The organism is Peterkaempfera griseoplana (assembly GCF_001418575.1).
Taxonomy (GTDB): Bacteria; Actinomycetota; Actinomycetes; order Streptomycetales; family Streptomycetaceae; genus Peterkaempfera; species Peterkaempfera griseoplana.
Map to the genome: position 1 here is coordinate 1 of NZ_LIQR01000626.1, position 2,044 is coordinate 2,044.

Genomic DNA, 2,044 nt, shown 5'->3' on the forward strand with positions numbered 1-2,044 from the left:
GCCCTGGCCACGCTCCGCGCCCACCTCGCCACCACCGCCGCCGGCCACGACTCCGCCGGGACCTGGAGACCGGGCTGGGTGTCCGCGCGGTGAACCGCGCTGCCTCGCCGGCGACCTGGACGCGGCCGCCTGTGCTCGGCCGGACCCCGCCGCAGGGCTGGATGTGCCCCCCGTGGAGTGGGGCCCGGATCGTCGAGCAGTAGGCTCCTTCCGCAACACGACACGAAGGGGAGACCGGTGGCGCGGGTTGCGGTGATCGGTGCGGGTATCAGCGGGCTGGCAACGGCGCTCATGCTCGGCCGGCGGGGTCACACGGTCACGTGTTTCGAACAGGACACGCGGCACGCCGGAGCGGACCTGAACCAGGACTTCTTCCACTGGGACCGGCCTCGGGTCCCGCAGGCCAACCATCCCCACTCGTTCCTGGCGCCCGTCCGCACCGTGTTGCGCGCCGAGACCCCCGACGTCTACGCGGACCTGCTGGCACGAGGAGCCCGGGAGTACCACGACTTCGACTGGTTCGGAGAGCATCCGCCGCACCGGGCGGGCGACGAGGACCTGGTGACCCTGCGTACCCGCCGCATCGTGCTGGAGGCCGCCCTGACCGCGGCCGTGCGGCGGGAGTCCAGCGTCGCAGTGCGGCAGGGTCGCCGGGTGCGAGCCCTCACCTTCGGGGAGGGCCGCCCTGCCCGGGTCACCGGCGTGCGCGTGGGCGCGGAAACGCACCAGGCGGACCTCGTGGTCGACGCGTCCGGGCGCCGCTCCCCGGTCCCCGGGTGGCTGACCGCGGCCGGCTGTCGCCCGCCCGTGGTCGACAGCCACCGCACCGGAATCGCCTACCTGTGCCGCTGGTACCGCCTGCGCGCCGACGGCCCGCGTGACCCCGGACGAGTGAGGACGGGCTCGGCGGCACCGTTCGCGCTCGCCGGCGTCTTCCCCTCCGACAACGACACCTTCGCGGTGAACCTGGTGCTCTCCACGGGTGACCCGACCCGCGGCGCGCTCACCGACCCCGCCCTGTTCGAGGCCGTCGCCCGGCGCTTTCCCGCCACCGCCGCCTGGCTCGACCTGGCCCCCGAACCACAGACAGCCGTCCTGGCGATGGCCGGCCTGGACAACCGCTGGACTTCCCTCGTCGACGACGAGGGACCTGTCGTCACGGGCCTGGTCAACGCCGGGGACAGTCTCGTCCACACCAACCCGACCCTGGGCCATGGCGTGGCCCTCGGTCTGCGTGCCGCCCAGTACCTCGCCGCCCATGCCGACCGGATCGCCGCGGACCCCGTCGGCTACCACACGTGGACGGCACAGGCCCTCCGCCCGTGGTTCGACGCCCAGGTGACGGCCGACCGCGGCAACGAGCAGCGGCTCACCGAGCGCGCACCGTCCCAGGATCGGCGGGCTGCCGCCCTGGCCGCATGCGCCTTCGACGATCCCGTCGTCATGCGAGCCCGAGCCCGGGTGCGCCATCTCCTGCAGTCGGCCGACGACGCCTACGGCACCGACGAAGTGGACCGCGCCGTCACCGACTGGCTGGCCACCCACCCGGACTTCTCGCCGGCGCACGACGGCCCGACCCGCGACCAGTGGGATGCGCTCATCCCGGCCTGAGCGGCTGCCGGGCGCCTCACCCGCTGACGCCGGTCGGCGGACGAACGTCTGCCGGCAGTCACCCCCGCGGCCCGTGGGAGACGTCGAGGATTGCGCCGTGGTTCCGACCTGCGGACACCGGTGAGCCGTGTTGCCGGGATCCGGACGGATACGACAGGGCGAAGGCCGATGGCACCGCCGTCGCGAACGGGGCCCGGGGGCCAGGTGCACCCGTCCGGGGGGTGCGCGGCCCGTCGCTGCTCGCTCCGCACCCTTCGGGGGCGGCCGTGCGGGGTGGCCCAGGTCACAGTGCCGGGACGGTGGCGGGGGTCTGGGCGTGAAGCGCCTCACACGGCCTGAGGGGTGTACGGCGTCCGGTAGTAGGCGTGACCCCGGGCAGCCGATGGAGATCAACTCGGAAAATCACCACATCATCATGTTTATCGCCATCAAT

General features: G+C 73.6%; 1 protein-coding gene. It reads left to right on the forward strand.

Annotation, left to right across the window (positions count from 1 at the left end):
- Window positions 1–237 precede the first annotated feature (237 nt).
- Window positions 238–1,611, forward strand: coding sequence for an FAD-dependent oxidoreductase (locus tag AOK09_RS34340; protein ID WP_055591128.1), 1,374 nt, complete (start codon window positions 238–240; stop codon window positions 1,609–1,611).
- Window positions 1,612–2,044 lie beyond the last annotated feature (433 nt).